18 protein-coding genes and 1 tRNA gene are annotated in these 23,724 nt (G+C 61.7%); 11 read left to right on the forward strand and 8 right to left on the reverse strand.

The window, feature by feature from the left end; genetic code table 11:
• Positions 1–4 precede the first annotated feature (4 nt).
• Both pepN and J7I86_RS15755 read right to left on the reverse strand, forming a co-directional pair.
• Positions 5–2,608, reverse strand: a complete 2,604-nt coding sequence (pepN, locus tag J7I86_RS15750) for an aminopeptidase N (RefSeq protein ID WP_214821295.1) — start codon at positions 2,606–2,608, stop codon at positions 5–7.
• Positions 2,609–2,612: 4 nt separating this feature from the next.
• Positions 2,613–3,662: a YeiH family protein gene (locus tag J7I86_RS15755; RefSeq protein WP_214821297.1), complete on the reverse strand. Its 1,050-nt coding sequence runs from the start codon at positions 3,660–3,662 to the stop codon at positions 2,613–2,615.
• Between the two features lie 110 nt (positions 3,663–3,772).
• Here J7I86_RS15755 and J7I86_RS15760 point away from each other — a divergent pair, with 110 nt between their 5' ends.
• Genes J7I86_RS15760 through J7I86_RS15770 form a run of 3 tightly spaced genes read left to right on the forward strand, consistent with a single transcriptional unit; the run spans position 3,773 to position 7,159 of the window.
• Entirely contained in the window at positions 3,773–5,329 is a 1,557-nt protein-coding gene (locus J7I86_RS15760; protein WP_214821299.1) for a circularly permuted type 2 ATP-grasp protein, read from the forward strand.
• A 55-nt stretch (positions 5,330–5,384) separates the two neighbouring features.
• A complete protein-coding gene (locus tag J7I86_RS15765) occupies positions 5,385–6,311 on the forward strand; it encodes an alpha-E domain-containing protein (RefSeq protein ID WP_062068749.1) in 927 nt (308 codons plus the stop codon).
• Positions 6,308–7,159 (forward strand): transglutaminase family protein, encoded by an 852-nt coding sequence (locus tag J7I86_RS15770; RefSeq protein ID WP_214821301.1) that lies wholly within the window; start codon positions 6,308–6,310, stop codon positions 7,157–7,159. Before J7I86_RS15765 ends, J7I86_RS15770 begins: the two co-directional genes overlap by 4 nt.
• An 84-nt stretch (positions 7,160–7,243) precedes the next feature.
• Here the strand turns inward: J7I86_RS15770 and J7I86_RS15775 are convergent, their stop codons facing one another.
• Positions 7,244–8,695: an SDR family NAD(P)-dependent oxidoreductase gene (locus J7I86_RS15775; protein WP_214821303.1), complete on the reverse strand. Its 1,452-nt coding sequence runs from the start codon at positions 8,693–8,695 to the stop codon at positions 7,244–7,246.
• Positions 8,696–8,768: 73 nt separating this feature from the next.
• On the reverse strand, positions 8,769–10,181 hold the full coding sequence (glgC, locus tag J7I86_RS15780; protein ID WP_214821305.1) for a glucose-1-phosphate adenylyltransferase: 1,413 nt from the start codon (positions 10,179–10,181) through the stop codon (positions 8,769–8,771).
• A gap of 93 nt (positions 10,182–10,274) precedes the next feature.
• On the opposite strand from glgC, the gene glgA reads away from it, so the two are divergent.
• The gene (gene glgA / locus J7I86_RS15785) at positions 10,275–11,471 is read left to right on the forward strand and encodes a glycogen synthase (protein WP_214821307.1); all 1,197 of its coding nucleotides are present in this window, start codon (positions 10,275–10,277) and stop codon (positions 11,469–11,471) included.
• 116 nt (positions 11,472–11,587) lie between these two features.
• On the opposite strand, the gene J7I86_RS15790 is transcribed toward glgA, so the two are convergent.
• Positions 11,588–13,690 (reverse strand): acyl-CoA dehydrogenase, encoded by a 2,103-nt coding sequence (locus J7I86_RS15790; protein ID WP_214821309.1) that lies wholly within the window; start codon positions 13,688–13,690, stop codon positions 11,588–11,590.
• 46 nt (positions 13,691–13,736) lie between these two features.
• Complete coding sequence (locus J7I86_RS15795; protein ID WP_286179857.1) at positions 13,737–14,525, reverse strand: TetR/AcrR family transcriptional regulator; 789 nt, start codon at positions 14,523–14,525, stop codon at positions 13,737–13,739.
• On the opposite strand from J7I86_RS15795, the gene J7I86_RS15800 reads away from it, so the two are divergent.
• Genes J7I86_RS15800 through J7I86_RS15810 form a run of 3 tightly spaced genes read left to right on the forward strand, consistent with a single transcriptional unit; the run spans position 14,524 to position 18,162 of the window.
• Positions 14,524–15,876 carry an acetyl-CoA C-acetyltransferase gene (locus J7I86_RS15800; RefSeq protein ID WP_214821311.1) on the forward strand — a complete coding sequence of 451 codons (1,353 nt, stop codon included), beginning with the start codon at positions 14,524–14,526 and terminating at the stop codon, positions 15,874–15,876. The two genes, J7I86_RS15795 and J7I86_RS15800, sit on opposite strands and share 2 nt — an antisense overlap.
• 10 nt (positions 15,877–15,886) lie before the next feature.
• Positions 15,887–17,239, forward strand: a complete 1,353-nt coding sequence (locus J7I86_RS15805; RefSeq protein ID WP_214821312.1) for a 3-oxoacyl-ACP reductase — start codon at positions 15,887–15,889, stop codon at positions 17,237–17,239.
• Complete coding sequence (locus J7I86_RS15810; RefSeq protein WP_214821314.1) at positions 17,236–18,162, forward strand: MaoC/PaaZ C-terminal domain-containing protein; 927 nt, start codon at positions 17,236–17,238, stop codon at positions 18,160–18,162. Before J7I86_RS15805 ends, J7I86_RS15810 begins: the two co-directional genes overlap by 4 nt.
• 176 nt (positions 18,163–18,338) lie before the next feature.
• On the opposite strand, the gene J7I86_RS15815 is transcribed toward J7I86_RS15810, so the two are convergent.
• A tRNA-Leu gene (locus J7I86_RS15815) sits at positions 18,339–18,424 on the reverse strand.
• Positions 18,425–18,693: 269 nt separating this feature from the next.
• Between J7I86_RS15815 and J7I86_RS15820 the strand changes: the two genes are divergently transcribed.
• Both J7I86_RS15820 and J7I86_RS15825 read left to right on the forward strand, forming a co-directional pair.
• The gene (locus J7I86_RS15820) at positions 18,694–19,998 is read left to right on the forward strand and encodes a M20/M25/M40 family metallo-hydrolase (protein ID WP_214821316.1); all 1,305 of its coding nucleotides are present in this window, start codon (positions 18,694–18,696) and stop codon (positions 19,996–19,998) included.
• A gap of 16 nt (positions 19,999–20,014) precedes the next feature.
• Positions 20,015–21,175, forward strand: a complete 1,161-nt coding sequence (locus J7I86_RS15825) for an acyl-CoA dehydrogenase family protein (RefSeq protein WP_214821317.1) — start codon at positions 20,015–20,017, stop codon at positions 21,173–21,175.
• 33 nt (positions 21,176–21,208) lie between these two features.
• Here J7I86_RS15825 and J7I86_RS15830 read toward each other — a convergent pair whose 3' ends face one another.
• A complete protein-coding gene (locus J7I86_RS15830) occupies positions 21,209–21,442 on the reverse strand; it encodes a DUF5703 family protein (RefSeq protein WP_017200923.1) in 234 nt (77 codons plus the stop codon).
• 39 nt (positions 21,443–21,481) lie between these two features.
• On the opposite strand from J7I86_RS15830, the gene J7I86_RS15835 reads away from it, so the two are divergent.
• The gene (locus J7I86_RS15835) at positions 21,482–21,739 is read left to right on the forward strand and encodes a hypothetical protein (RefSeq protein WP_214821318.1); all 258 of its coding nucleotides are present in this window, start codon (positions 21,482–21,484) and stop codon (positions 21,737–21,739) included.
• A 269-nt stretch (positions 21,740–22,008) separates the two neighbouring features.
• A complete protein-coding gene (locus J7I86_RS15840) occupies positions 22,009–23,688 on the forward strand; it encodes a sugar transferase (protein ID WP_214821319.1) in 1,680 nt (559 codons plus the stop codon).
• Positions 23,689–23,724 lie beyond the last annotated feature (36 nt).

Here is a 23,724-nt window from a genome sequence, read left to right on the forward strand (position 1 = left end):
TCGGTCAGCCGGCCGCCTGGGCGGTCAACGCCCGCAGCAGGTGGCTCCGTTGCTCGATGATGATCCGGCGGAGGGCCCGGGGAGCGTCAGCGTGGTCATGAAGCCACTGGTCGGCGCGCATCAGGACCGGGTGCCCGGCAGGCCGCATGCCTTGGGGGAGATTTTGGGCACCGGGGAAGAGGCCACGAACAATCCGTCCCGCGATTTCAATGCTGCGTTCGGACCAAACGCGCTCAAGGCACTCAAAGTAGGGCTCGATGTAGCGTTCCAGGAGGTCTTCGGGAGCAGTAACGAACCCGGCTATCGTTGCGCTGAGGATCTCGTTGGAGAGCCCAGTGCTGTTGACAGCCGCATCCCAGGCGGCTGCCTTGACTGAGGCCTCCGGTCGGGCGGCGGAGGCGAGAGCATGGCCCTCCCTGCCCGATGCTGTGGTGTCAGCACCAAGCTCCCGGGCCAGCTCTGCAAGTGCCGCCTGCCCATGAGCTGCCAAAGCCTGCCACAGGCTCCATCGCAGTTCAGCGTCCACGGCCAGGCCATCCACCACGATGCTGCCTTCCAGGATTCCCCGCACAAGCGCTAGCTGGCTGTCACCATGCCGTGATACGTCTGCCACAGTCCTGGCCCAGGCAAGTTGCTGATCTGAACCGGGATCAGCAGCGGTGAGCTGCTCAGCGGCTACGCTCAGGAAATCCTTTCGCACACCCACACGCGTTGCGGCAGGCACGTAGCGTTCAATGGCGCTGCCGGCGTTGCCCAGCACGTTGAGCAGGACACCTATGCCCGTTTCCGAGGGCGCAAACTGCTCGACGGCCGACACATAACGTGCCGCTGGTATAACGCCATCCCGGGCCGAATCCCAGAGCGCAGTCCAGCAAAGGGCTCGTGCCATAGGATCCACAATTCTGTTCAGCGAAGTCCGTACTGTGTGTTCGGAACCGCTGTCCAGCCGCACTTTGACGTAGCTCAGGTCGTCATCATTGACCAGGAGCAGCGCTGGACGGCGCTTTCCGCACAAGTCGGTCACCAGCGTGCTCGGACCGGCAACATCTATCTCGATGCTCTCTGTCCTCACCAACGCACCTGTTGAATCAGGGTCATACAGGCCCAGCCGCATACGATGCGGACGAAGTTCCTGGTGTCCGGTCAGGGGATCGATGGCTTCTTGTTGGAGCGTTACGGCACCCATGACCCCTCCGTCTTCAGCGATGTCTGCTGCAACGGTGGAGATACCGGATGTTTGCAGCCATTGGCGCGCCCAGTCGGCAAGGTCCCTGCCGGAGGCAGCGCTGAGCGCCTGTAGGAGGTCCTGCAGGGACGTATTGCCGAATTCGTGATCCCGGAAATACTGCCGGGACCCCGCGATGAAGGCGTCAAAACCGACATAGGCAACCAGCTGCTTCAACACCGATGCACCTTTGGCGTAGGTGATCCCGTCAAAGTTTTGCTTGGCGGCCTCGAGGTCCGGGATGTCCGCCACGATGGGGTGCGTGGTGGGCAATTGGTCTTGCACATAGGCCCAGGCTTTGCGCTTGCTGGCGAAATTCACCCACGCCGTGTCCCAGCTGGTGGCCCGGTCTACGCCCAGCGTCCCCATGTAATCGGCGAACGACTCTTTGAGCCACAGGTCATCCCACCAGTTCATGGTCACCAGGTCCCCGAACCACATGTGGGCCATCTCGTGCATGAGGGTATTGGCGCGGGCTTGGTATTGGGCATCGGTAGTGCGGGAGGCGTAGACGTACTTCTCCGTGAATGTCACCAGCCCGGGGTTTTCCATGGCACCGAGGTTGTATTCGGGCACAAACGCTTGATCGTATTTACCCCATGGATACGGGTAGGCGAAGAGATCGTTGAAGAACGCCAGCCCGCCCTTGGTCAGCCGGAACAGTTCATCGGCGTCGAATGAGCCTGCCAACGACGCCCGGCAGTAAAGTGCCAGCGGCACATCAAGGCGGGTGCCGTCGTCGAGCGTTGCTCCCCAGTGATCAGTTGCTTTGAAGTAGGGGCCGGCCAGCACCGTGGTGATGTAGGTGGACATCCGCTTGGTGGGGGCGAAATCCCAGAGCGCGGCAGTGGGGTCACCCGCTACCGGTGTACGCGTCTCCGCCACTGAGTTGGACGAGACTTCCCAGGCGACGGGGGCGATCACGTGGAAAGTGAAGTCGGCTTTGAGGTCCGGCTGCTCGAAATTGGCGAAGACACGGCGACTATCCGCGGGTTCGTACTGTGTGTAGAGGTAGCACTGGCCATCCGCGGGATCCACGAAGCGGTGCATGCCCTCGCCGGAGCGGCTGTAGAGCGCCGTCCCGGTCACCGTCACGGTGTTCTCGGCATCGAGGCCTTCCAAAAGGATCCTGTGACGGTCCACCACTGCCCGCACGTCCAAGCTCCGGCCGTTCAGCACCACTGACTCGACGCCGCCGCTGATGAAATCCAGGAAGGTGGCGGAGCCGGGCTCGGCGGAGAAGGTGACCGTGCTGGTGCTCGGATACCCGGCGACGGCGGGATCTGCCGCGTCGCGGACATCGAGGGTGACGTCATAGCTGTGGGTGGTGATCAAGGCTGAACGGGTTGCGGCTTCATCGCGCGACAGATTGTGATTCGACACACAGCTATCTAATCATGATCCACGCGGCCCCCAGGCCCAATGAGGCGATGAGCAACCACGAGCCCAGTGCCACCAGAACAGCGCGCCCTCCCGTGTGGATCAGGGTGCGTACCCGCACCGCCGAACCCAGCCCGAACAGGGCCGTTGCCAACAGAATGTCCTGGACAGCGGCAGCAATTTCCAGACCTGCCTGCGGCGCCCAGCCCAGTGAACGGAGTGCCATCATGGCGAGGAAACCCACCACGAACAGGGGGACAATCGGCGGGAACCGCCCGTCTGAGCCACCAGCAGGATCATCCCCGCCGTTGGTGCGCTTCTTCACATGGACGAATCGTTGGTGCACCCCGGCGGCGGCCGCAACCGGCGCCAGCAGGACCACGCGCGTCAATTTGACGACGACGGCGATCGCCAGCGCCGAGGTTCCTGCGGTTTGAGCCGTGGCCACCACTTGGCCGACGTCATGCACGGAGGCGCCCGTCCATGCTCCAAATTGTTCTGGATTGAGCTTCAGGGGCTGCATGAGCAGTGGCAGTACACCGATTGCAAGGGTGCCGCAGAGCGTTACCAGTGCCACGGGGAGCACTGTGTCTTGATGCTTGATCCGGCGCACAGCTGCTATGGCGCCGATCGCGGAGGCACCGCAGATGGAGAAGCCGGTGGCGATCAGGAGGGCAGCTTCCCCGGGGAGACGCAGAACACGCGCCAAACCATAGGTTCCGGCAAAGCTCACCAGTACTACGGCCGCGATCAATAGCAAGGACAGCCAACCCAGGCCGAGGACGTCGCCGATGCTGACCTTGAGGCCTAGCAACACGATCCCGGCACGCATGAGGTGCTTTCCGGCGAAGTCCAGGCCTGGCCGGGCGCGCCCCGCGGTGAGAACAGCCGTGCCCGGTATATTTGCTGAGAGCAAGCCCAATCCCACGGCGAGTGTCATGGCCGGCACCGCCGGAAAAACGCCGTGGATGGTGAAGGCAAGACCCGTTGCGGCGATGCTCAGGACCAACCCGGGCCCCAGCCGGGACAGCTGGGGCGCAAGACTGTTGAAGGGCATGCCTCAACCCTGCCGGATGGGGGCACGGAAGGCGAACCGGGAGTACCCGGAAACGTTGACACAACCAGCGCGTAATGCGCCCGACTCAAAAAGGTGATTACCTGAATCCCATGTCTGACCTATTCCAGGATTACTCCGAGGCCGCTGCCCGCAGTGGCGCCTATGACGAGATGTTTGCCCAAGGCCACATTGCCAGAAAATCCTACGGTCAGGTTTCCGGGGCTCTCCGCGAGCTTTCCCTGGCGGATGTCACCGCCCGCGCCGACTCCATGGCGCGCACCTTCCTGGACCGTGGTGTGACGTTCGACTACGCAGGGGAGGAGCGGCCGTTTCCCCTGGATATTGTTCCGCGCGTCATTCCAGCCGATGAGTGGGATGTCCTGGAACGCGGCGTTGCCCAGCGTGTCAAGGCTCTTGAAGCCTTCCTCAATGACGTTTACGGACGTATGGCTGTGGTCACCGACGGCGTGATTCCGCGGCAGCTGGTGACCACCAGCGCGCATTTTCACCGCGCGGTGCACGGTTTCGAGCCATCTGGTGGCGTTCGCGTCCACGTTTCCGGTATTGACGTCGTCCGTGATGCAGCCGGAACTTTCCGCGTACTTGAGGACAACGTCCGCGTACCATCGGGGGTCAGCTACGTCCTGGAGAACCGGCGGGCCATGGCCAAGGGCTTGCCCGAGGCTTTCGGCCAGCAGCACATCAGGCCGGTGGAGGAGTACCCCCGGCGGCTCCTTTCCGCATTGCGCAAAACAGCTCCCGCAGGCGTGGACGATCCCACCGTGGTTGTCCTGACGCCGGGCGTGTTCAACAGCGCCTACTTTGAGCACACCCTCCTTGCAGGGCTCATGGGTGTGGAGCTCGTTGAAGGCCGCGACCTGATTTGCCGTGGCAACCGTGTTTACATGCGGACTACTGCCGGTGAGCAACGCGTGGACGTTATTTATAAGCGCATCGATGACGACTTCCTGGACCCACTGCAGTTCCGCTCGGATTCCATGCTCGGTTGCCCGGGTCTGGTCAACGCCGCCCGAGCCGGGGGAGTAACCATTGCCAACGCTGTAGGCAACGGCGTAGCCGATGACAAGCTCGTGTACAGTTACGTGCCTGACTTGATCCGCTACTACCTTCACGAAGAGCCGATCATCGCCAACGTTGACACTTTCCGGCTTGAGGAAAAGGAAGCCAGGGAGCATGTTCTGGACCGCCTTGAGGAACTGGTGGTCAAACCCGTGGACGGCTCAGGTGGCAAGGGATTGGTCATTGGGCCGGACGCCACCAAGGACGAGCTCGATGCCCTGCGCAAGCGCGTCATTGCCGATCCCCGAGGTTGGATCGCACAGCCCGTCCTGCAGCTCTCCACAGTGCCGACACTCTCCGGAGATAAGTTCGGGCCACGCCACGTGGACCTGCGCCCTTTCGCGGTCAACGACGGCGACGACGTCTGGGTCCTGCCCGGCGGCCTCACCCGTGTGGCGCTCAAGGAGGGTTCGTTGATTGTGAACTCCAGCCAGGGCGGCGGATCCAAGGACACCTGGGTCTTGGCAGACTCCCCGCAGCTGCCGGCCGAGATCATTCCCCGCCAATCCGTCACGGTCCGCGAGCAAGTGTCCGTGTGGCCGGTGGAAAGCAACTGGCGGGACCGCCAAACGGAGCAGCAGCAGTGAACGCGCTCCACCAACACTTGAACTTCGATATGCACCACGCGAAGGAGGCAGTTCCATGCTGAGCCGCATTGCTGAGTCACTCTTCTGGATCGGACGCTATGTTGAGCGCGCCGACGGCACTTCCCGGATTTTGGATGTACACCTTGAGCGCTTGAACCACCTGCCCCTCGAGGAACAGCGCAGCGTGGCCCGGGAACTCCTTGCCGTGATGGGCGCCAAACCGCAAGGTGAGGAGTTCGGCCTTCCCGAACTCCTCCATGCGCTGGCTTATGACAAGCACAGCGCATCCTCCATTGCAGGTTCACTGGGCGCAGCCCGTGAAAATGCGCGGCGTGCACGCGAAACTGTTTCCCAGTCCCTCTGGGAAAGCCTCAACACCACCTATTACGGCCTCAATCAACATCGCAAGGACGTTGTAGGAACCTACCGGTTCTGTAACTGGGTTTTGGAGCGCACCGCCATGGTCCGTGGGCTCGCGGACACAACAGTCAGCCATGATGAGAGCTGGTTGTTCATGGTGCTCGGCCGTTCCCTGGAACGCGCCGATATGACTGCCCGCATGTTGTCCACGCGCGATGTTCAGTCCGCTGGAATGTCCTGGGTCAACATGTTGCGGTGCGCGGGAGCGTACGAGTCGTTCATCCGGACCCGCCGGGCCGCGTTCGGGGACCAGCACGCGGCGGAGTTCCTGCTCCTGGACCGTTTGTTCCCGCGTTCGATTGTCTATGCTTTGCGTGATGCCGACGAATGCCTGGCTAAGCTGGATCCCTCGGCGCAGCGCGTCGGATTCATCAACGATGCCCGGCGAATCGTGGGCCAGGCCCGCACGTTCCTTGAGTTCCACCGCACGGACGATCTCATGTCCGAACTGCCCGAACACATGGAACGTGTGCAGAAGGCAGTGACGCAAGCGTCGGACGCAATTTCCCGTAAGTACTTCAATCAGGCTGATGAGCATGCCTGGGTGGGAGAAGTTTCATGACCCGGCTGAGCATCGTTCACAAGACTGCATACAAGTACAACGGCCGCGTGACCCTGTCCTACAACGAGGCCCGGATGACCCCGCTGACCGACGGTCAACAGGTGGTCCTGGAAGCCTCGCTGAAGGTCTCGCCCCACCAGGCCTCGGTCAGTACCTACCGTGACTATTGGGGAACGCGGGTCACTGCCTTCGACATGCAAATGCCGCACGAGAACCTTGAGGTCCTCGCCACAGCCACTGTTGAGGTGCACCGCACCGAACGCGTGGCAACAGAGGATGACATCGTGGGATGGGACGTTATCGCCTCGGAGAAGGTCCAGGACGAGTTCAGCGACTGGTTGCCGCAGTCCCGCCTCAGCGGGCCAGGTGAGGAAGTGCTGGAGATCGTTCCGGATGTTGTTAAGGGCAAGAACCCCCATGAGGCCGCGCTTGCAGTATTCGCTTGGATGGCGGGCGAGATGACCTACATGAAGGGCACCACGGGTGTCACCACGAACGCTGAACAAGCATGGTCCCAACGCCAGGGCGTTTGCCAGGACCTGGCTCATCTGGCCATCGGCGCCTTGCGCTGTAGCGGCATTCCTGCGAGGTATGTGTCCGGATACATCCATCCCCGCTCTTCGGCGGACATCGGCGAAACTGTAGCCGGTCAATCACACGCCTGGTTGGAATGGTGGGATGGAGAATGGCGCAGTTGGGACCCCACCAACCACAAGCCGGCAGGGGATTACCACGTCACAGTGGCCCGCGGCCGTGACTACCGCGATGTTCCCCCTCTGAAGGGAATCCTGTCAGGTGGAGGCGGTTCGGGACTGTCGGTTTCCGTGGAGATTACCCGTCTCGCGTAAGAGTTGCCCACAGGAGTTTGAGTACAGACAAGGCCCCTAAGAATTGTTCCAGGGGCCTTATCTGTACATAAACTCCAGATGCTTCTACCAGGGTGACGGTTTGTAGTCCTTGAGGAAGACGCCGTACTGGTCCTCACCCTTTTCACCCATCACGATGGGGTCGTAAACGCGCGCAGCGCCGTCCACCAGGTCCAAGGGAGCATGGAATCCTTCTTCCATGAGCCGGACCTTTGTGTAGTGCGGCCGTTCGTCAGTGATCCATCCGGTATCCACAGCAGTCATGAGGATGCCATCGGAATCCAGCATTTCCTGGGCGCTGGTGCGGGTCATCATGTTCAGCGCGGCCTTGGCCATGTTGGTGTGAGGGTGTCCAGGGCCCTTGTAGGCGCGGGAGAACTGTCCCTCCATGGCCGAGACATTGACGATGTACTTCCTGTGGGCCGTGGACCGCTTCATGGTTTCGCGCAGGCGGCTGACCAGCAGGAAGGGCGCCGTGACGTTGCACAGCTGCACTTCGAGCATTTCCAGGGGATCCACCTCGTCCACTACCTGGGTCCAGCTGTTGATCGAGGCGCGGTCCGGAACAAGGCCGCCGGCATCGATGGCCGTTCCCGATTCAATTCGTTCCAAAGACGCCGACCCGGTGGAGAGCGCCAAAGAGGTGATCGCATCGCCGGCCAGAACGGGGTGTTCGGTGACACTGCTGGCGAGGGCGAGCGGGTGCTTGTCATGGGCATGCCCGAAAGTCACCAACTCGGGTCCTCCGTTGGCAGCTTCGAGGGCAGCCGGCAAGGGCTCGTCTTCTGCATCGACCAAGGGCTTGTAGGCGTTGCCCGAGCGCCGCACGGTCTGGGCTGCATTGTTGATGATGATGTCCAACGGGCCGGCCTCGTTGAGTGAGTCCGTCAAGGCCATCACTTGGGCCGGGTCGCGGAGGTCGATGCCGACGATCCGGAGCCGGTGCAGCCACTCGCCGCTGTCTTCCATCGCAGCAAATCGACGCGCAGCGTCTTTGGGGAAGCGGGTGGTAATGGTGGTGTGGGCGCCATCCCTGAGCAGGCGCAACGCAATGTACATGCCGATCTTGGCGCGCCCGCCGGTCAACAAGGCCCTTCGGCCCGTGAGATCCGTGCGGGCATCGCGCTTGCTATGGCTAAAGGCCGCGCATTCAGGGCAGAGCTGGTGGTAGAAAGCGTCAACCTGCGTGTAGTGCTTTTTGCAGATGTAGCAGGGACGCGAGCGGATGAGGTGGCCTGCTACCTCGCCTGTGGCGGAAGGGGCCAGCTTGTTGCCGCGCGTTTCGTCGTCAATGCGGTCCGGCGCGGCGGTAGCAGTGAGGGCGATGACGGCGCGGTCAGCCTCGGCGATGGAGTCTCGTTTGGTGACACGGCGGTGGCGCTTGACTGCTTTGAACATCTTGCCGGTGGCACGGCGGACAGCAACATAGTCCGGGTGCTCTTCGTCGTAGACGTGGATCGTGGTCAGAACCTTGAGGCAGGCCTGGATCTCTTCAGGCGTCAGATCGGTGGAGCTCATTGACCTGATTTTACAGCCTTGGGAGCCAGTGGCCTGCCTCGGGTTCTGTCTGCGCCGGCGGTGCGCCTACCGGCTAATGGGAGGCCCCCTGCGCCGCGGCGTCCGCCACGCGTGATTGGATGCCGGCTGCCACCCTTTCCGCTGAGTCGCGGATATCGGGATCGTCATGGGTAGCCGCCTTGACCGCTTCCGGCAACGCACGGCGATGCTGTGCGGACAACGCGAGCTCTGCCTCACCGGGCTCGGGGACAACCTGGCCCTTTGCCAGCACCGTAATGCCGGACTCCGTGACCTTGTATCCCCGGGCCTTATCCAGGGCAGGATCCAGGCCAATGGCCGCACCGGCGGGGACCTTGACGTTCTTGTCCAGGATGGCCCGCTTGATCACGGCGCCTTCGCCCACACGGACCTTGTCCATCAACACGGAGTCCTGGACCCGGCTGCCAGCCGCCACATAGGCGTCATTGGAGAGAACGGATCCTTCAACAATGCCGCCGGAAATCACCACGCCGCTGGCCACAATGGAATCGAGCGCCGTGCCCACGGTGTTGTTTTCTCCACGGACGAACTTGGCAGGCGGAGAAATGCTCTGGCGGGTGTAGATGGGCCACTCGGAGTTGTAGAGGTTAAAGATCGGAACGGGTGAGATGAGGTCCATGTGGGCGTCGTAGAAGGAGTCAATGGTACCGACGTCGCGCCAGTAAGTCCGGTCACGGTCCGTGGCCCCGGGGATGTCATTGAGCGTGAAGTCGTAAACGCCTGCTTCGCCTTGGTCCACAAAATACGGAATGATGTCCCCGCCCATGTCGTGCTTGGTATCGAGTCGTTCCGCATCCACATGCAAGGCTTCAACGAGGGCGTCTGCGTTGAAGACGTAGTTACCCATGGAGGCCAGGAACTGCGTGGGGTCAGCTGCCAGCGCGGGGGTGCTGGCTGGCTTTTCCACGAAGGCGGCGATCTTCTGAGGATCGTTCTGGTCTACCTCGATCACGCCGAACTGGTTGGCCATGTTGAGCGGTTGCCGTACTGCGGCAACTGTGGCTTTGGCACCGCTTGCAATGTGTTGCTCCACCATCTGGGAGAAGTCCATGCGGTACACGTGGTCAGCGCCGACCACTACCACGATGTCCGGGGCGTCATCATGGATGAGGTTCAGCGATTGATAAATTGCATTGGCACTGCCAAGGAACCAGCTCTTGCCCACGCGCTGCTGCGCGGGAACAGAAGCCACGTATCGGCCCAACTGTGTTGACATACGCCAGGTTTCCGAGATGTGCCGGTCAAGGCTGTGTGATTTGTACTGCGTCAACACAACGATTTTTAAATATCCCGAATTAACGAGATTGGATAGTGCAAAGTCAATCAACCTGTAGCCGCCTGCGAACGGAACCGCGGGCTTGGCCCGGTCCGCCGTCAGCGGCATCAGTCGATTGCCTTCTCCGCCTGCCAATACGATTGCCAGAACTTTCTTCAACGCCATGGTCACAGCTCCCCGTACGTCTTCGTATCCCCCAAAAGTCCGATTTTCCGGACTCTTTCACACTAGAACACATACGCCGGAACGACTACGTTGGTTAGCGTGCGAATAGACATTGTGACTAAAGAATTCCCTCCGGAAATTTATGGCGGTGCCGGTGTCCACGTTGCCGAGCTCAGCCGGGTGCTGGCAAAGCACGTCGACCTTCACGTCCGGGCCTTCGGTGCGCCCCGTGATGCCGATTATCACGGGGCTACCGTGGCGTCCTACGCCACCCCCGAAGACCTCGGCGATGCCAACGCTGCCATCCAGACCCTCGGCGTGGACTTGAGGATTGTTCCGGACATTGCGGGAGCGGACGTTGTCCACTCGCACACCTGGTACGCCAACATGGCCGGCCACCTCGCCTCGCTGCTGCACGGCATTCCGCATGTGCTCAGCGCACACAGCCTGGAACCCCTCCGTCCGTGGAAAGCTGAACAGCTTGGCGGCGGCTATGCGTTGTCGTCCTGGGTTGAGAAGACGGCGTATGAGGCAGCCGCGGCGATCATTGCCGTCTCCGATGGCATGCGTCAGGACATCCTCCGCAGCTACCCCAATGTGGATCCGGATAAGGTTCGCGTGGTTCACAACGGGATCGATGTTTCCCTCTGGGAACGCGACGAAGAGGACGACGCAATCCGCGCGCTGGGCATCGATCCCGCCAAGCCCAGCGTGGTCTTCGTGGGACGCAACACCCGCCAGAAGGGGGTGCCGTACCTGCTCCGCGCCGCGTCCAGCCTGCCGGAGGATGTCCAGTTGGTCCTGTGCCTTGGGGCCGCGGACACTCCCGAGCTCGCTGCCGAAACTGCACGCCTCATTGAAGAACTGCAGGCCAAGCGTGAGGGAGTCATCCTCATTGAGCGGATGTTGCCGCGAAAGGAACTCATCCAGGTCCTCAGCCATGCCACGGCGTTCGCTTGCCCTTCGATTTACGAGCCTCTCGGAATCGTGAACCTCGAAGCGATGGCCTGCGGCGCGGCAGTTGTGGCCAGTGCCACGGGCGGCATTCCCGAGGTTGTCCAGCACGGTCAAACCGGTCTCCTTGTTCAACTGGAACAGGTCACCGACGGAACCGGGACGCCGCTGGATCCGGAAAAGTTCGTCAGCGACTTCGCGGCGGCATTGAACGAGGTAGTGGCCGATCCTGCCCGCGCCCGCGAGATGGGCGTCGCCGGGCGACGCCGGGCGGAGGAGCACTTCTCCTGGGAATCCATCACTGAAACAACGCTTGAGGTCTACCGGTCGGTTTTGCGCTAAAACCCCTGTGGTCCAACAGCAGGCCAAACCACGACGGCGCCGCCCCCTTTGGTGGGGACGGCGCCGTCGTGCTTTTTCAACAGTTCCGCAACTAGCCGCGAGATTGCGGAGTTCTGCTACCGGGTTTTGGACGCTTTCAGGGCAAGAAGGGTTTTCTCGTCTGCGGGTGCGTTGCCGCTGGCACGCTGCTCCCGGAAGTGCTCGCGGGCAGCATCCTGCCGTGTTGCTTCGGCGCCCGTGGCAATGGAGGCACGGAGGTGCTCAGGTCCGTAGCCGAAAGCGTCAACGAGGTCCACGGCGTGCGGACGGATCTTGACCAGCAAGCGGTTGATGTACGTGCCAACGGTGCGGCCACGCTGCATCGACAGCCTTCCGTTCATGAGGTACCAGGAAAGGTGCTTCTCGATCAAGGACAAGCCGAACAGGTCGCGAAGCCAGGTCAAAACCCGCTTGGTTCCCTCATCCGATACCTGTGCGAGGGCTTCAGTGAAAGCCTCCCATTGCAGAAGTTCGGCGTGCGCCTGAGCCGCTTCAATGAGTTCGTGTTGGTGCTGGTTGAACAGCGCGGCAGCTTGGTGTTGGGGAAGCTTGTTGGCCCCCTTCAGTGCAGCACCGACCTCGGCAACCATCGACTGGACGCGGTCAGCCAGGAGGGTGCGCTGGCCTTCCTCGTCCCGCAAAGCCAAAGCCGCCTTCTGAACTGAACCGGTGTCGGCCACGAACTGGGCTACCTGCCGCAGGCCCGTCCGGTGCAGGGCTACGCCGGCTGCCTGATCCACCACATAGCGGGCCAGGACGCCAAAGTCAGCGCTCCGGAATTCCTTGGCATAGTCAGCAAGCAGCCGCTTGGCAACAAGCTGCAGCAGGACGGTGTTATCGCCTTCAAACGTCACGTAAACATCCAGGTCCGCACGCAAGGAAGCGAAACGGTTCTCGATCAGGAAGCCCGCACCGCCACACGCTTCGCGGCACTCCTGCAACGTGTCCAGGGCATGCCAGGTACTGAGGGGCTTGAGCGCAGCTGCCAGCGTTTCCAGGTCCTGGCGGTCGGCGTCGGTGTCGTGGGCGCCGGAGAAGACGTCATCGAACTTCTGCAGGAGCTGTTCGTGCGCGAAGCTGGCTGCATAGGTGGTTGCCAGCCGGGTGAACAAACGGCGCTGGTGACGCTGGTAGTCCAGCAGGACTTCTTCATCGGTGCTGGAAGAGGCATTGAACTGACGGCGTTCGGTGGCGTACTGGATGGCGGTCTTGAGTGCCACCTTGCTGGCTGCTACTGCGGCGCCGTCAAGGGAAACACGGCCCTGGACCAGCGTTCCAAGCATGGTGAAGAAGCGGCGTCCCGGGCTCTCAATAGTGGAGGAATAGGTGCCGTCAACAGCCACGTCGCCGTAGCGGTTAAGCAGGTTCGTGCGGGGGATCCGTACATCGGCGAAGTGCAGCCGGCCGTTGTCAATTCCGTTCAGACCGCCCTTGATACCGTCATCTTCGCCGCCGATGCCCGGCAGGAATTCCTTGGTGGCGGGATTGCGGAGTTCCACATAAAAAGCGTGGACTCCGTGATTGACGTTTTTGGTGATCAGCTGGGCGAATACCACAGCGGCCAGGCCGTCGTTGGCCGCATTGCCGATGTAATCCTTCCACGCCGCCTGGAAGGGGGTATTGATGACGAATTCCTGGCTGCTTTCGTCGTACGTCGCCGTCGTCGCAATGCTGGCCACGTCCGAGCCATGGCCGGTCTCGGTCATGGCGAAGCAACCGGGAATTTCCAAGCTCATGATCCCGGGGAGCCACTTGTCCTGGTGTTCCACCGTGCCGAGGTGCATCACTGCAGAACCGAAGAGGCCCCACTGGACGCCGGCCTTGATCTGAAGTGACGGATCTGCGGTGACGATCTCTTCGAAGCCGGCGATGTTGCCGCCGTGGTCATCGGATCCTCCCAGCCGGGTGGGGAACGCGCGATGGACAGTGTTGTTGTCCACCAGGAACTTCAACTGCTCGAATACGCGGGCGCGATGCTCAGTGTGGTGCAGGCCTTCGATCTTCTGCACCACCGGGTTGCCTGCCACCTTGCGGGCTTCGTGGCGGATATGGGCCCATTTTCCAAGGAGTTGCTCTCCAAGCGCGGCGACGTCCACCACCGGCCCGGCGCCGCTGGCGGCGGCGTCCTTGCTGCCCGGGGTGTGCTGGGCGGATGCGTTCCGGTCCACTACTTCAGTCATGTTGCTTCCTTCTTTGGTTCCGACAACTGATGAGTCATTGCTGGTGTCAGGTGGATGTTTTGAGGGCCGGGGCAATGCCCAGGCACAGCCAGTCGGTGATCTGTGCGGCCATTGTTTCCTGGTCCGGCTTGGAGCCGCCTGCCGGGCTTCCCAGCCACATCTCTCCAGCGTTCCTGACGAGTCCAATGGCGGCGGTAGGCCAATACTCAATTACCGCTTCCTTCTCTTCGCCCAGGTACTCCCGCATGGGAGTGGCGATCATGTCAGTGATCTGCTCAAAGAAGTGTCCCAAGGCACCGGAGGCGGCAATGGCGTCCTGAGCTGAGGCTTCACCGGGGGAGAGGCGGGTGATGAACGCGTAGACGTTGGGGCTGGATTCGGCCATCTGCAGATAAGCAGAGACCATGGCGAACAGTCCTTCGCGCGGGGTTTGCGCCAACTGGGCGGCCTCTTGCATGCGTCGCTGCATTTGCCCCAGCACCACTTCGCCCATTGCTTGCTGAAGGCCGGCCTTGTCCCGGAAGTAGCGGTAGAAGACCGATTTGGAGGTGCCGGCAGCTCCGGCAATGTCCTCCATGGAGGCGTCGCTTCCGAGCCTGTGGACGGCTTTTCGCGCGGTTTTGATGAGCTCACGCCGCCGTTCTTCACGGTGGGACTGCCATCGTGCCGCACGACCATCCACCACAGCGTCCTCTGCCCTTGCAACAGGGACTTCAACGGCAGGCTGGGGGGAGCCTGCGGCTTTGGCAGATTCTTCGTGGCGACTGTTCACGATACCCAGCGTATCAGGTACGCTGAGTATCAGTAACTGGCAATAATCGAAGGAGACAAGCATGGCTGCAGCAGACGTGACTACGGACGGGTCCTTGGAACCGGCTACCAACCCTCGGGCAGCGCGCTCGGCGGTTATTGTGGGTGGCAACCGCATCCCGTTCGCCCGAACCGGCGGCGCTTATGTAAAGTCCTCAAACCAGGACATGCTGACCGCCGCGATGGAGGGGCTCATTGCCAGGTTCGGGCTTCAGGATGAACGCATCGGCGAGGTAGCAGCAGGGGCAGTCCTAAAACATTCAAGGGACTTCAATCTCACCCGGGAAGCCGTCCTCGGCTCTGCTTTGTCTCCCGAAACTCCTGCATATGACCTCCAGCAGGCGTGCGCCACAGGTTTGGAGACCGTGCTGGGGCTCTCCAACAAGATCAAGTTGGGGCAGATTGATTCAGGAATCGCCGGCGGCGTGGACTCGGCGTCCGATGCCCCGATCGCGGTCAGCGAGGGACTGCGCGAAATCCTGCTGGACCTGAACCGGGCAAAGACCACGGTGCAGAAACTGAAGATCATCGGCCGGATCCGGCCAAAGGATCTGGCCCCCGATGCCCCTAACACGGGGGAGCCCCGCACCGGACTGTCCATGGGTGAGCACCAAGCCCTGACAACTGCACAATGGAAAATCTCCCGGGAAGCTCAGGACGAGCTTGCGTACAACAGCCACCGTAACCTGGCGGCCGCCTACGAGCGGGGTTTCTTTGATGACCTCATCACCCCCTACCGCGGCCTGAACCGGGATTCAAACCTGCGCGCGGACACCACGTTGAAAAAGCTCTCCACCCTCAAGCCCGTCTTTGGCAAGAACCTCGGCTCAGAGGCAACCATGACCGCAGGCAACTCCACACCTCTGACAGACGGAGCATCCACCGTGCTGCTGGCTACAGCAGAATGGGCGGACTCCCACGGCCTGCCCAAGCTTGCTACAGTCCTGGATGGCGAGGCAGCCGCCGTCGACTTTGTGCACGGCAAGGACGGCCTCCTCATGGCTCCGGTTTTCGCCGTTCCGCGTCTTCTGGCCCGCCATGGACTCACTTTCGAGGACATCGACTTCTTCGAAATCCACGAGGCCTTCGCCGGAACAGTGCTCAGCACTTTGGCCGCGTGGGAGGACGAAGAGTTCGGCAGGACCCGACTGGGCCTTGACGGGGCGCTCGGAAAGGTGGACCGCGCCAAGCTCAACGTCAATGGATCCTCCTTGGCTGCGGGCCATCCGTTCGCCGCAACAGGTGGAAGGATCGTCGCTTCACTTGCGAAAATACTGCATGAGAAGGGCACCGTTGACGGCCGTCCTGCCCGGGGCCTGATCTCAGTGTGCGCCGCCGGTGGTCAGGGCGTCGTAGCGATTCTGGAAGCAGCTTAGGGGGAGCGCGATGACTGATACGTACACACAGCTGGTAAGCCAAGGATTGGGGAGGGACGTAGCCAAGCGGCTCGGCCTGCCTCAGCCGGTGGTGCTTCGACGCCACCAACCCGGCGCACCACTCGTTACCGGCCCGGTCCTGGTCAGCGGTGACAGCGCAGGGGCAAATGACCTCGCTACCACCATGCTCGGTTGGGGTTTGGATGTCCGGCGCAACGCGCTGCCCAAGGAGAAGCTGGGGGCCATCGTCCTGGTCCTTGATACCGTCCAGCACCCCGAGGATCTCAGCAAACCCGTCCTTACCGCAGGCGCTTCCTTGCGGGATCTTTCCCCCAACGGACGTGTCATCACCATCTCCCGGACATCGCAGTCAGCCCGGAACCCGGCATCGGCCGCTGCGAGGCAGGGCATTGACGGGTTGTTGCGCTCCCTCGCCAAGGAACTGCGGGCGGGCGCCACGGCCAACGGCATTCTCCTGGACGAGCACCTGGACGAACACCTGGCAACAACCAGTCCTTCAGCGTTGGGGGCGCTGCGGTTCTTCCTCTCGGGCCGATCCGCTTATGTGGACGGACAGTTCCTCACCGTACGCTCAACGTCAGGCAGCCTGCCCATCGACGCCGACAGGCCCCTGGCCGGGAAAGTGGCAGTTGTTACCGGAGCGGCCCGGGGAATCGGTGCAGCGATCGCCAGGACCCTTCACCGCGACGGAGCCAAGGTTGTGGCCGTGGACATCCCGGCAGCCGGAGATCACTTGGCAGCTGTAGCCAACGAAGTCCGCGGAACCGCCTTGCAGCTTGATATCAGCCGGGACGACGCCGGACACCGCATCATCGAACACGCCGTGGAACGCCACGGCCGGCTCGACATCGTGGTTCACAACGCAGGAATCACCCGAGACAGGCTCCTTGCCAACATGGACGAGGGCCGCTGGCAGTCCGTCATCGCCGTCAACATCGCAGCCCAACTGAGAATCAACGAAGCTCTTCTGGCGTCGGAGCATTTCAAGGACTCGCCGCGCATCGTCTCAGTAGCTTCCACCACTGGCATCGCCGGAAACAGGGGGCAGACCAACTACGGCGCGTCAAAGGGTGGCGTCATAGGCATGGTGAGGTCAACGGCGGCCCTGATGGAACCTTTCGGCGGGACCATCAACGCTGTTGCCCCAGGTTTCATTGAAACTGAGATGACTGCCAAGATGCCGTTCGCGATCCGTGAGGCTGCCCGCAGGCTCAACTCGCTCAAGCAGGGCGGCCAGCCCCAGGATGTGGCCGAAGCCATCGCGTTCCTGGCAAGCGACGCTTCCGGTGGGATTTCCGGAGAAGTGCTGCGCGTCTGCGGGCAACAACTGGTGGGAGCATGAACCATCCCCAGCCTGTTGTCCTGGGCGAACTGCCGTCCCTGTCCAAGCTCTATGTCAACGCAGCGGCCACTGCGGCCCGTCGTCGTGTCCTTGGAGCGTCCACCGGCAAGAAGAGGCTTCCTGCTGTCAGCCACGAGGTCAGGGGAGTACGGGCCGACGTCAGGAACCTCACCGCCTACCAGCATCTGGTAGGGGAGACTGCCAGCGATACCCTCCCCGCCGGCTATGTGCATGCCTTGGCGTTCCCTGTATCCATGAGCGTCATGAACCGTGATGACTTTCCGCTGCCGCTTTTGGGCATGATCCATCTCAAGAACCGCATTGAACAGCTGAAGCCCATTCAGTTCGCCCAAGAACTGGACATCCGATCCTGGGCGGAGAATCTTGCCGGGCACAGAGCCGGAACGCAGCTGGACGTAGTCTCCGAAGTCCGGGCCGGTTCCAGCGATGACGTGCTGTGGCGCGGCGTCTCAACCTACTTGGCAAAGGGTGTCTTTCTACCGGGTATCGACAAACCGGGCAACCCTAACGGCGCCACGGGGGCCAGCGAATTCGTCCCACCACATCCCACCGCGCTCTGGCAACTGAATCTGGACGCCGGTAGGAACTATGCCGCCGTTTCCGGCGACTTCAATCCGATTCACTTGAGTGTCCTCTCGGCCAAGGCCCTTGGCCTGCGGGGATCCATTGCCCACGGCATGTACCTTGCCTCCCGCGCGCTGGCCGATGTCGGAGCCGTTAAGACGAACTCGTTTGCTTGGAATGTAACTTTCGAGGCCCCGGTCTTCCTTCCAGCGCGGCTTGCTCTGGACATCACCACGGTGCAGGCGGACTCGGGAAACTGGGAACGCTCTGACTACGTTGCGTGGAACCCCCGCAGCGGCAGGCGGCACTTCACCGGAAGCGTCACTGCCCTGGCCTGATGCGGGACAAGAAATGGCGGCGACCACCAAGAGGTGACCGCCGCCATTCTTCGTTAAGGACAGCTGAAGAAACAGTTGTGATGAAGCTCGCACCATTGTGGTGGATGCAAGCCCACAGACACAACAAGCCATCAAACAAAACAAGGCCCGAAATCCATGGATTCCAGGCCTTGCGATGGTGCGCGGAGGGGGACTTGAACCCCCACCCCCTTTCGAGGACTAGCACCTCAAGCTAGCGCGTCTGCCATTCCGCCACCCGCGCAGGTGGTGTTCAGATGGTTCGTTATGCACCTTGCGGTGCTTCACTTTCCTCCGAAGCAGCGAGAAAAACTCTAACACGGTTTCAGGTCGCTGAAAAATCGGTAGTGGGCGGGGTACAAGCGGCAGCGCCCCGGGCCCTTGTCACGACGCATATTCCGGACTTCGGCAACTGCTGATGGGTAGGCTGAGGGAAGAAGGGACGTCAGACGCCGCGGAAACCGCAGCCCTCGTCACCCCGACCTGCAGCCCAGCCACGCAAGGAGAGTTTCAATGTCTGCCATCCGCCCCGAAGACGAAGTTGTCCGGATCTGCCAGGAGCTCATCCGGATCGACTCGTCCAACTTTGGCGACGACTCCGGTCCGGGGGAGAGGGCAGCAGCGGAGTACACGGCAGGGTTGATCACCGAAGTCGGCCTCGAAGCCGAGATCTTCGAATCCGCCCCGGGGCGCGCGAACGTGGTCACCCGCATGGCCGGCGAAGATCCCTCAGCGGACGCACTGGTGGTTCACGGACACTTGGACGTCGTCCCTGCCCTTAAGGACCAATGGAGCGTAGACCCCTTCAGCGGCGAATTGAAGGACGGCCTCGTCTGGGGTCGCGGCGCCGTAGACATGAAAGACATGGACGCCATGATCCTTTCAGTCATGCGTAACTTCGCCAGGACGGGACGCAAGCCCAAGCGGGACATTATCTTTGCTTTCTTTGCCGACGAGGAGGCCGGCGGCACCTACGGCGCGAGGTACGCCGTGGAACACCGACGTGAACTTTTCGACGGCGCCACCGAAGCGATCTCGGAAGTGGGAGGCTTCTCCGCCACCATCGGTGGACAGCGGACCTACCTGCTGCAGACCGCGGAGAAGGGATTGTCGTGGTTGCGTTTGCTTGCCCATGGGCGGGCGGGCCACGGGTCCCAGATCAATACCGACAATGCTGTAACCCGGTTGGCCTCAGCCGTCACACGCATCGGTGAATACAAGTGGCCCGTAGAACTGACGCCCACCACCCGACAGTTCCTGGACGGCGTCACTGAACTCACCGGCGTCGAGTTCGACGCCGACAACCCGGACATCCTCCTGAAGGAGCTTGGCACTGTGGCCCGGTTCGTCGGTGCCACGCTTCAGAACACTTCCAACCCCACCTTCCTGCGCTCCGGTTACAAGCACAACGTGATCCCGGAATCGGCCGAGGCGTTCATTGACTGCCGTACGCTTCCAGGCCAGCAGGAGCTGGTGTTCGAGACCATCAAGGAACTCGCCGGTGATGGCATCGAGATCAGCTACGTCAACAAGGACGTCTCCTTGGAAGTACCGTTTGCGGGGAACCTGGTGGATTCCATGATCGATGCCCTGCATTCCGAAGACCCTGGCGCGAAAGTCCTTCCTTACACGCTCTCAGGGGGCACCGACAATAAGTCGTTGAGCAAGATAGGGATCACCGGCTACGGTTTCGCCCCCCTGATGCTGCCCGATGAACTCGACTTCACCGGAATGTTCCACGGCGTTGACGAGCGCGTGCCGGCAGAGTCCCTCCAGTTCGGAGCGCGGGTCCTGAACACCCTGCTAAGCAACTACTAACGAGGAGCTCCCCGCCATGAGTCCCGAAGAAATCCTTCCCGACGAACTTCTTGAACGGCTCCGTGGCCGCGCCGCAGGCTACGACCACAACAACCAGTTCTTCCAAGAAGACCTTGATGATCTGGCCGCTGCCGGTTACCTGAAGTTGTTCGTGCCGGAAGCCGACGGCGGTTTCGGTCTTGGACTCGAAGCGGTGGCTGCCTTGCAGCAGCGTCTCGCCACGGCCGCGCCTGCCACAGCGTTGGCCGTCAATATGCACTTGGTGTGGACCGGCGTCGCGCAGGTCATGTCCGCACGCGGGGACACATCGCTGGACTTCGTGCTGAAGGAGGCAGGGGAGGGCGAAATTTTTGCTTTCGGTATTTCCGAAGCCGGCAACGATTCCATGTTGTTCGATTCCGGCACGGTTGCCGAACCGCTGCCTGACGGAAGCTACAGTTTCACCGGCCGAAAGATCTTTACCAGCCTCTCCCGGGGTTGGACCCGGCTGGGGACGTTCGGCAAGGATGCTCACGCACGGGACGGTGCCGGTGAGCTGGTCTTTGGCTTTCTCCGACGCGATGAGCCGGGCCACGAAACATTGAGCGACTGGGACACCTTGGGCATGCGTGCCAGTGCCTCCAACACCACCCTCCTCCACGGAGCCGTGATTCCGCCGGAACGGATCTTCCGCAAACTGCCTGTGGGACCCGGCAAGGACCTGCTGTTCTTCGCCATATTCGCTTGCTTCGAGACGTTGCTGGCCGCCGTTTACACCGGCGTTGCCGAGCGCGCGTTCACCCTCGGGGTGGCGAACGTCAAGCGCAGGGTTTCGGCGAAGCACGGTGGTCGCTCCTACGCCCAGGACCCCGATATCCGCTGGAAGGTGGCAGATGCGGCATTGGCCATGGACGGGATCGCACCGCAAATCTCGTCTCTCGCCAGGGACGTGGACAGCTTGGTGGACCACGGAGTCCAGTGGTTCCCCAAGCTTGTGGGACTCAAGTCCCGGGCTACGGAGAACGCACGCCACGTAGTGGACTTAGCGATCCGGGTGACGGGAGGATCCAGCTACTTCCGCGGTTCTGAGATGGAGCGGCTGTACAGGGATGTCCTGGCGGGAATCTTCCATCCGTCCAACGATGAATCAGCCCACAACACGGTGGCGAATGCGTGGCTGGGTCCGCTGGGAGACTAGCATCAGCAGCCCGGCTGGGTAGTGCCCCTGAGTTCAGACCGTGCGCTGGACGGAATAGACTTTTCGGCGCAGCCAGAAGCGTCGCCCGCCACCCAGATAGAGCACGCTGCGTTCGAGTTCCCACTTGCCGTATTCGGAGTGTTCGGCGAGCCGTCGCCGGGCTTCCGGCAGCGAATCGTCAGGTCCGACCGTCAGAACGAGGTATTCGTACTGACGTGCGTAGTCTCTTTGGCGCTCAACGGAGCTGCCCGGAAATTGTTCTCTCATCCCTCTCCATTTTCGTCTTTTTCCGGCTAACGTGAAGTCATGAGCATCGATCCGCGTGTCGCGCTTCAATCACTGACCGCCGCCCTGGAAGAACATCTGGCTGCTGCATCGGCCCGTCGGGGTGAAGGTGACCCCAACGTCGAGGCGGCTTTTTTCGCCGTCGCCGATGCCTTCGAGGTTTATGAAGATGCACTGTACGAGGCCTACTCCGAGGTTACTCCGCTGCAAGTCTTTGATGACGAGGATGAAGAGGACGACGACGTCCTGGACGAGGATTTGGAGATAGTGGAGGACTAAACACACTCATTAACCGGCCACTCTGGGGTGGCCGGTTTTTTTGTGCCATCTCCCGGGATCCATATGGTTGTTCCGGGCCCGGATTACGGCCGTTTTTCTCCTCATGGACAGGCACGAAAGCACGTAGTCCCGCCGTCGCATGCTAGGTACTCGCACGTAAGTGTGATGGGTAATCCTGCGCAAACTTGAGTACCGACTACTGGTGCGCCACCACAGCGTCGCCGCTTCACTGATTAGTAGGCAATGGCAGGTCTGCAAAGAAGGCTGACATGGTGAAAGTTCCAGTTTTGCGTACGGGCAAGGTAGCGGCACCCCGGGGTGCGGACCATGCCCTGGCGCATTCAGTCTTTCCCGCAAAAACTGCCATCGTCGACGTCAATCCGCCGGCGTCTCCCTGGATTGACAGGTCCGTTGCTGCACAACGGTCCGAAAAGGCGGGACTGGCGGCACCAAGGTCCGAGGTCACTCTGGACTTCGTGCCGCCAGTCACCCGCGCCGCTCCGCACATCCCATCTGCCCGGCGTAGCCGCTCCGATTGGACGCACTCGCTCACCAACAGTCTCCGCATGACCGACATGGCCTTGGTGTCTGCCGCGGTCTTCGCCGGCTTTGTCCTCAACACCGACGGGCTGTCCTTGTCTACCGAAAGCCCTGGCTACACACGCCATCTGCTGATGGCGTTGATACTTGGACTTCTCTGGTTGGGATCATTGGAGGTCTACCGCACCCGCGATCCCAAAGTCCTCGGCGTCGGGCCCGAGGAATACAAGCGCGTCCTCTCGGCCAGTTTCCGCGTCTTTGGCTTCCTGGGCATAGTGGCCGTGGTTTTCCGGCTTGATGCGGTCAGTGCATTTGTCCTTGTCTCCTTGCCGCTTGGTCTGGTGGCGCTCACCGGCAGCAGGTGGAGTTTCCGCCGGTGGTTGAGCCACGAAAAGTCCCGCGGCCGCTGCCTTTCCCGCGCGATAGTTGTAGGTGAACCGCAGGACGTCAGATACGTCATCAAACAAATCAACCGGAAATCCGGTGCCGCCTACGACATCCTCGGAGCGTGCCTCCCGGGCGCCCGGCGTGGTGCGGTTCTGAAGGTGGACCACCTTCGAGTCCCTGTCCTGTCGTCGATCTACGGCATTGCCGACACCGTCCGGCAGACAGGAGCCAATGCAGTTATTGTGGCCGGCCCCGTGCCCGGTGGAAATCAGTTCATCCAGGAGCTCGGATGGCGTCTGGAGGAGAATGCGGCCGAACTTGTCCTTGCGGCCGCCCTGACCAATGTTGCCGGCCCGCGCATCCACTGGCGGCCGGTGGAGGGACTCCCTTTGATGCACGTGGACATCCCGCACTACTCCGGGGGTAAGCACACGCTTAAGCGGTTGATGGACATTACGGTCTCGGCGTCGGCATTGCTGATCCTGTCACCGATCCTGCTGCTCCTTGCCGCCATAGTTCACCATGACAGCCCGGGCCCCGTACTTTTCCACCAGGAACGGGTCGGACGGAGAGGTACAACGTTCCACATGCTGAAGTTCCGTTCCATGGTGGTGGACGCCGAAACCCGTTTGGAAGAGCTCAACACCCAGGACGAGGGCGCGGGGGTTCTGTTCAAGATCCGCGGGGATCCACGCATCACCCGGTGCGGCCGTTGGATGCGCAAGTACTCCCTGGATGAATTGCCCCAGTTCTGGAATGTCCTGATGGGCAACATGAGCCTGGTGGGGCCGCGGCCGCCGCTGGCCAGGGAAGTGAGCGGATATGAACGGCATACGCATCGCCGGCTCCTCATCAAACCCGGCATCACCGGCCTCTGGCAGATTAACGGGCGATCCGACTTGCCATGGGACGAGGCCGTTCGGCTGGACCTCTACTACGTGGAGAACTGGTCCATAGCGGGAGACCTGATGATCATGTGGCGAACTTTCAGGGCAATGATCCAACCGGCCGGAGCCTACTAGCCAAGGGCTGCAACAAATCAAGCGAATCGGACTGTC

Source organism: Arthrobacter sp. ISL-95, from assembly GCF_018613695.1.
Classification (GTDB): Bacteria; Actinomycetota; Actinomycetes; order Actinomycetales; family Micrococcaceae; genus Arthrobacter.